Raw genomic sequence first — 7,120 nt, forward strand, 5'->3', positions numbered from 1 at the left:
CCTTGTAAAAATTTATTCAAAAGTAGATTGAATTTGAGGAAGAATATTATTCCAATCTGCATTATCTTCTTTATCGACAGAAATAAAATCCATAACATAGAATATTGATTTTACACCATCAATATCGAACAGTTTATTTATGAAATCAGGTTGTCCTTCTTGAGCAGAAGTAAATGTATTAGATTTATTATCTTCTCTTTTTTCACTTAGGTTAATTTTCATAGTGTTATGATTTGGTGTTTCTTCAATTGAAACAATTTGCATAGTCCTTACCTCCTATTGAAGTTCATTACCTAATTGTTTGATTTGTTTACCTATTGAACACTCAGATATACAAAAATGGTGTGCTTGTGTCTTCCCTTCTGTTTTTCTGATATGTGTTTTTAGTAAACATTTTTCACAATAAGTATTCATTAATTCATCAATTTTATCAATTGCTTCTTGTTCGGAATGTGTAAGTATAACAGTCACTCCTTAAGTACAGTATTGTCTTAATATAAGCATGGAATAAGTATAACTTAATTTGTATTTATTTTGAAATAATCGATTTAATTAATAATAAGTGTTGATGAAAATGGTAAGTCGTATTGCATTTATGAAGTAATTACTATAAAATAATTAAGTTGTTTTTGCGGTTTCTAAACACCCGCATCATCAAAATTTAGGAGGATATTTATGTATAATGAAATTTTCGGTGTAGCAACATTTCTTGTTACATTTATATTAATGGTTATAATGTTTCGATGTTTTGGCAAACAAGGCTTAATTGCTTGGGTAGCAATTGGTACAATTATTGCTAATATTCAAGTAATCAAAACAGTTCATATTTTTGGTATTTCTGCTACTTTGGGTAATGTCATGTTTGCGTCTATTTATTTAGCTACAGATATACTTAATGACATTTATGGTCGCAAAGTTGCGAAAAGAGCTGTATGGTTAGGATTTTCTTCTACATTGGTTATGATTATTGTTATGCAAATGTCACTACATTTTATACCTGCACCTGAGGATATGGCTCAAAAATCTTTATCAACAATATTTGATTTAGTACCAAGAATTGCATTAGGTTCAATTATTGCGTATATTATTGGACAACACGTTGATGTATTTATTTTCTCTGCAATTAAAAAAGTATTTAGCTCAGATAAAACATTTATCATTCGTGCTTATGGTAGTACCATGTTAAGTTCAATTATTGACACAGCACTGTTTGTCACAATTGCATTTGCAGGAACTTTACCAAATATGGTTGTATTCGAAATATTCATTACAACTTATTTATTAAAACTTATTTCTACTATATTTAATGTACCATTCGGTTATATAGCTAAGTCTATGTATCGTAAAGGTCAAATTCATAAACTAGATAAGGGATATTAAAGAATATTATGGGAATGGAAATGATTTCTTAATGAAATCTATGCCATTCCCTATTTTCTTATTTTGTAATACGATAAGAATAGTGAAATTATAAAAATTAAAAAGGTGTTAAATTCATATGGCAAAAATTTACTTTGATGCAGCTACTAGAGGTAATCCTGGGCGAAGTGCATGCGGAATAGTTATCAAAGAGAATGATGAAAAGTATGTATATACGCACGACTTAGGCGAACTAGATAATCACAGTGCGGAATGGGCTGCCCTTATTCATGCACTTGAACATGCTCGTGAACTGAATGTTGTTAATGCTTTATTATATACTGATTCAAAATTAATTGAAGATAGTGTTAATCAAGGATTTGTAAAAAACGCACGATTTAAACCATATTATGAGAATTTGGAAATACTCGAAAAAAGTTTTGAATTGGTGTTTGTAAAATGGGTACCTAGAGAACAAAATAAAGAAGCAAATCAGATGGCGCAACAAGCATTGTTTAAACTAACTAAAAAGAAAAATTAACATTAGTTAAATACATAACACCCCTCTATTTAATTTGAAATTAAATAAAGGGGTGTTTTTTAGTCAATTAAAAAAAGTCATTACTTCTCTTCTTTTTTAAATCTTCTTGATAATAATGCGATCCCACTCAATAGTGAAGTCATTAAGAATGCAGTTGATGTTTCACTATTGTTGTAACCAGTGTTAGGTAAAGAGCCTACAGTATTTTGATTGCTATCATTTTGATTATAGCCTCTCAAATTATCACCTTGATCATCTGTATTTCCACTATTGTGTTTTGAATCTTTTTGATTTGGATTATGAGTATTACGACCATCTTTATGTGCTTTATCATTATGAGCTAATGTTGCTTTAACTGGTTTAGATAAAGAACTATTAGGATGTTGAGCATTATCAGTAGCTCTTACTGTTACGTCACCTTCTGGTATTGGTGTTGTTGGTTTTATAGTAGCATTTCCGTTACCATCAGTCGTAGCTTTACCAATGACATGTCCATGTTTGTCCAATAATTCAACAAGTGTATAAGGATCGGTTGTAACTTTCACTGGCGTCTTAGTATTTGCTTTATGAATCAGTGTTGTATGAATTTTTGGTTCAGTTGGTGCCGTTGTATCAGTTACTTTAATTGGATCTGAGAATGAACTGTTCGGTGGCTGAGCATTATCTGTAGCTTTAATAATAATTGTACCTTCAGGATATGGTTTGTTTGGTTTAATTATTACATGACCGTTTTTATCAGTTTTTCCAGAGCCAATGACATGTCCATCTTTATCAAGTATTTCTACTTTAATGTACGGTTCAGTGATAATTTCAATTGGATCTTTAGTACCTGCTTTACCATTCATACTACCTTTTACTACTGGTTTAGGTGGTGGTGTTGTATCAGTTGCTTTAACAGGTTTAGAAACCGAACTATTTGGTTGTGCTGCATTGTCAGTTGCTTTTACATAAACATTGCCTTCAGGAATTGGCTTTGTTGGTGTAATTATCGCATTACCTTTTTCATCAGTAACGCCAGAGCCAATAACATGGAAATCTTTGTCTAACAATTCCACTTTAGTGTTAGGGTCAGTTGATACTGAAACCGGTGTATAAGTATTTGCTTTTCCGTTAAGACCTGTATTCACTTTAGGTACTGAAGGTGGCGTTGTGTCTGTAGCTTCGATTGGATCGGATGTTGAGCTATTTGGATGTTCAGCATGATCTGTAGCTTTAATCGTTACATTACCTTCAGGAATTGGTTTTGTAGGTGTAATAAAAGCATGACCATTTTGGTCCGTGTCACCTGTACCAATGAGTTGTCCATCTTTATCAAATATTTCTATATGCGTATTTGGATCTGTTACAACTTCAATAGGATCCTGTGTATTGGCTTTACCTGCTAATCCGCCAGGAACTGTTGGTTTTATTGGCGGTGTTATATCGATAACGTTAACAGGTTGTGAAGTCGTACTATTTGGTTGTGCTGCATTGTCAGTCGCTTTTGCGTAAATATTTCCTTCAGGGATTGGGATATTAGGCGTTATTGTTACATGACCTTGATCGTTCGTTGTGCCAGAGCCTATAATATTACCATTTTTATCAACAATATCGACGTGTGTGTGGGGGTCGGTAGTGATTGAAATTGGTGTCAATGTTCCCCCCTTTTCAGAGATATCTGTATCAAAGGTTGGTGCATTTGGTGGCGTCGTATCTGTTGCTTTAACTGGATCAGAATATGAACTATTTGGTTCTTCAGCATTATCGGTGGCTTTAACATTAACGTTACCTTCAGGAATAGGTTTAGTTGGTGTAATAAACGCACGTCCAGTACTATCAGTCATGCCAGAACCAATCACATTACCATCTTTATCTAAAAGTTCAACTTTAGTATTTGGATCAGTAGTTACTTCCACAGGATCAGTACTACCAGCTTTACCATCCAAGTTACCCACAACAGATGGTTTTGTAGGTGGTGTTGTATCAGTCGCTTTTACTGGTTCAGAGGTAGAACTATTAGGGTGTTCTGCATGGTCAGTCGCCTTAGCAGTTATATTGCCTTCAGGAATTGCTTTATTCGGTATGATTGTCACTTGTCCAGAACCATTTGTTTCACCAGAACCTAAACTATTACCATCTTTATCAAACAATTCAACAGTTGTGTTAGGATCAGTCGTAACAGTGATTGGCGTTTGTGTACCAGCTTTGCCACCTATCTCTGTATTGAAAATTGGAATGATTGGTGGCGTTGTGTCCGTTGCTTTTTTTGGCTGAGAAGTAGAACTATTTGGATGTTCTGCGTTATCAGTTGCTTTAGCGGTTACATCACCTTCCGGAATCGGACGATTAGGTTTAATTGTTACGTGTCCAGTAGAATCAGTTGTTCCAGATCCCAGACTATTACCATCTTTATCAAACAATTCAACAACTGTGTTAGGATCTGTTGTAACTGTAATCGGTGTTTGAGTACCAGCTTTACTAGTTAGGTCAGTTTCTAGATTAGGTGATGTTGGTGGTGTTAAATCTGTTACATTTACTGGGTCTGAGTAACTGCTATTTGGTGTTTCAGCATCATCTGTTGCTTTAGCCGTTAATGGTCCTTCAACCAATGGTCTATTTGGAGTAATTGTAATATGTCCAGTATGATCAGTCATTCCACTACCTAATAAATTATTATCTTTATCAAATAATTCAACTTTAGTATCAGGGTCAGTAGAAATTTCAATAGGTGTTACTGTACCTACTTTATCCACTAAATTTGTATGAATAATTGGTTTATCAGGCGGTGTAGTGTCGGTAGCTTTCTTAGGATCTGAAGTAGATGAATTTCCACTATCGTCAGTAGCTACAGCTGTTACATTACCTTCTGGAATAGGTCTAGTTGGTACAATGTAAGCATGACCTTTATCATTTGTTCTTGAAGCCCCTAAAGGTTTATTGTATTTATCCCTTAATTCAATTCTTGTAAAAGGATCAGTTGTAACTTCGATTACAAATGGTCTATGTTGAGGGTCTGTATTCAACGCTTCCACAGGATCTGATGTAACACTTTCCGTACCACGAGTGGCTCTTGCTGAAACATTACCTTTGGGAATCCACTGCTGTGGAGTAATAGTGACATGACCCGTTTCATTTGTTCTACCAGTACCCATTGTTGCACCATCTTTATCCAATAGTGCTACTTCAGTATTAGGTGAAGTCAATATTTCAATTGGCCTTTTCGTATTAGCTGCATCGCCCACACTTGTAACAAAAGTTGGTTTAATAAGCGGTGCTTGCTGATCATTTGTAGTTGGTGATGAAGGGTTTGTTGCAGGATTAGAAGAATCTTCGACTGTTCCTGTAACTACTCTAGTGAAATCAGTTTCATCTGAATTAGAAGCTCTTTTTTTTCTAGTGTGAATGTTTTGTGGATGATTTGATACACTTGAATCATTATTAGTTTGTTTATTTAATTTAACTTCATTATTAGTGTTATTGACTTGATTTGATTGTACTTGACCTGTGTGATTATTGGCTAAATGTTGAATTGACGTATTTGTACTTTCTTGATTGTTATTCGTAAGTTGTTGAGTGGGATTTAAATGCTCGCTAGCTTGTGCATCGTTGTTTACCCCTAAAAATACGAATGTCGCTACTAATGTTGAAAAGGTACCGATTGCATATTTACGAATGCTAAATTTTTGTAATTGATTATGTTGATTCATGGTGCGATATTCTCCTTTACTATTTTAGTAAAAATTAATAAAAGTTATTGTTTATGACATTTTAATTTAACGCATTTCACATAACTATTAATTTAATATCATACTAGATATAGAAATCAAATTTAATTTATATAATATTATTATATCATTCATTTAATAATAAATGTTGTGATATTTAAAAATAGTCGTCTCATTTTAATTCATTGATAAACGGGGTAAAGTTTTTAATAGATGTCTCTGAAATATTTCGTCAAATTATATTGATATGATTATATTTTCAATAGATACTTTAATGTTAAATTAATATTAAAATATGAATTTTTGAAATCAAAAATCCACTGAAATCATTTAAGATCTCAGTGGATTTTCTAATTAGCAGTTATATTAGAATTACTTATTTCTGTTGTTATCTTTTCTTCTACCAATTAGTAAAACAAAGCTACCTAGTAGTGTAACTAAATAAGGTAATGAATTATCTGTTGTTTCTTTTATACCAGTATTTGGTAAATCTTTTACTTTATTTTTAGAAATACCGCCTATATTAGTTATATTTTTCTTTTCACCACGTATTGTATTTTTAGGTTTATTTGAATTATGGTTTCTATACTCTTTTGAATTGTGGTTCTTAGATATTTTTGTTTTATAGTGTTTAGCTTTTTTACCTGATTTTACAGTAGGTTTAGTAGCTTTTACTGGTTTAGATACAGAACTATTCGGGTGTTCAGCATTATCAGTTGCCTTGGCAGTGACATTACCTTCAGGAATAGGTTTTGTCGGTGTGATTGTGACGTGACCTGTATTATCTGTTGTACCAGAACCGATGATATTGCCATCTTTGTCTAGTAAATCAACATGAGTATTCGGATCCGTTGTCACCGTAATCGGTGTTTGAGTACCGGCTTTACCAACTAAATCAGTATCAAGTGTTGGAACCGTTGGTGGCGTAGTATCAGTTGCTTTAACTGGATCAGATGTAGAGCTATTTGGATGTTCTGCATTATCCGTTGCTTTCACAGTGACGTTACCTTCAGGAATAGGCACCGTTGGTGTAATTGTCGCATGACCCGTACTATCTGTCGTACCTGAACCAATAACATTGCCATCTTTATCTAGTAACTCCACTTTCGTATTCGGATCTGTCACTACTTCAACAGGATCTTTTGTTCCCGCTTTTCCATCTAGAGTTCCAACAACTGAAGGTTTCACCGGCGGTGTTAAGTCAGTCGCTTTTTTCGGTTGAGATGTAGAACTATTTGGATGTTCTGCATTATCAGTCGCCTTGGCAGTAACGTTACCTTCAGGAATCGGTTTAATCGGAGTGATAGTAACATGCCCTGTATCATCCGTAGTACCTGAACCAATAATATTGCCGTCTTTATCAAGTAAATCAACATGAGTATTTGGATCCGATGTTACCGTAATCGGTGTTTTAGTCGTTGCTTTACCAGTTAAATCATTCGTCACAACAGGTTCCGTCGGAGGTGTCGTATCAGTCGCTTTCTTAGGTGCAGAAGTTGAGACATATGGGTGTTCC

The 7,120-nt window shown here is 34.0% G+C and carries 5 protein-coding genes and 1 pseudogene; 2 read left to right on the forward strand and 4 right to left on the reverse strand.

Translation table 11 applies throughout. From position 1 onward, the window contains the following. Positions 1–12 precede the first annotated feature (12 nt). Entirely contained in the window at positions 13–264 is a 252-nt protein-coding gene (locus F1592_RS01340) for a NifU N-terminal domain-containing protein (RefSeq protein WP_037537080.1), read from the reverse strand. Between the two features lie 12 nt (positions 265–276). Continuing rightward, the gene (locus F1592_RS01345; RefSeq protein WP_075140546.1) at positions 277–471 is read right to left on the reverse strand and encodes a zinc-finger domain-containing protein; all 195 of its coding nucleotides are present in this window, start codon (positions 469–471) and stop codon (positions 277–279) included. Between the two features lie 204 nt (positions 472–675). Between F1592_RS01345 and F1592_RS01350 the strand changes: the two genes are divergently transcribed. Beyond that, positions 676–1,380 (forward strand): queuosine precursor transporter, encoded by a 705-nt coding sequence (locus tag F1592_RS01350; protein ID WP_037537079.1) that lies wholly within the window; start codon positions 676–678, stop codon positions 1,378–1,380. Between the two features lie 118 nt (positions 1,381–1,498). After that, a complete protein-coding gene (locus F1592_RS01355) occupies positions 1,499–1,900 on the forward strand; it encodes a ribonuclease HI family protein (protein ID WP_037537078.1) in 402 nt (133 codons plus the stop codon). Positions 1,901–1,980: 80 nt separating this feature from the next. On the opposite strand, the gene F1592_RS01360 is transcribed toward F1592_RS01355, so the two are convergent. Then, on the reverse strand, positions 1,981–5,586 hold the full coding sequence (locus F1592_RS01360) for a YSIRK-type signal peptide-containing protein (protein WP_107609731.1): 3,606 nt from the start codon (positions 5,584–5,586) through the stop codon (positions 1,981–1,983). A gap of 390 nt (positions 5,587–5,976) precedes the next feature. After that, positions 5,977–7,120, reverse strand: a pseudogene (locus tag F1592_RS01365) (hypothetical protein); the annotation flags it as partial.

It is taken from the genome of Staphylococcus sp. GDX7P312P (genome assembly GCF_008385775.1).
Classification (GTDB): Bacteria; Bacillota; Bacilli; order Staphylococcales; family Staphylococcaceae; genus Staphylococcus; species Staphylococcus haemolyticus.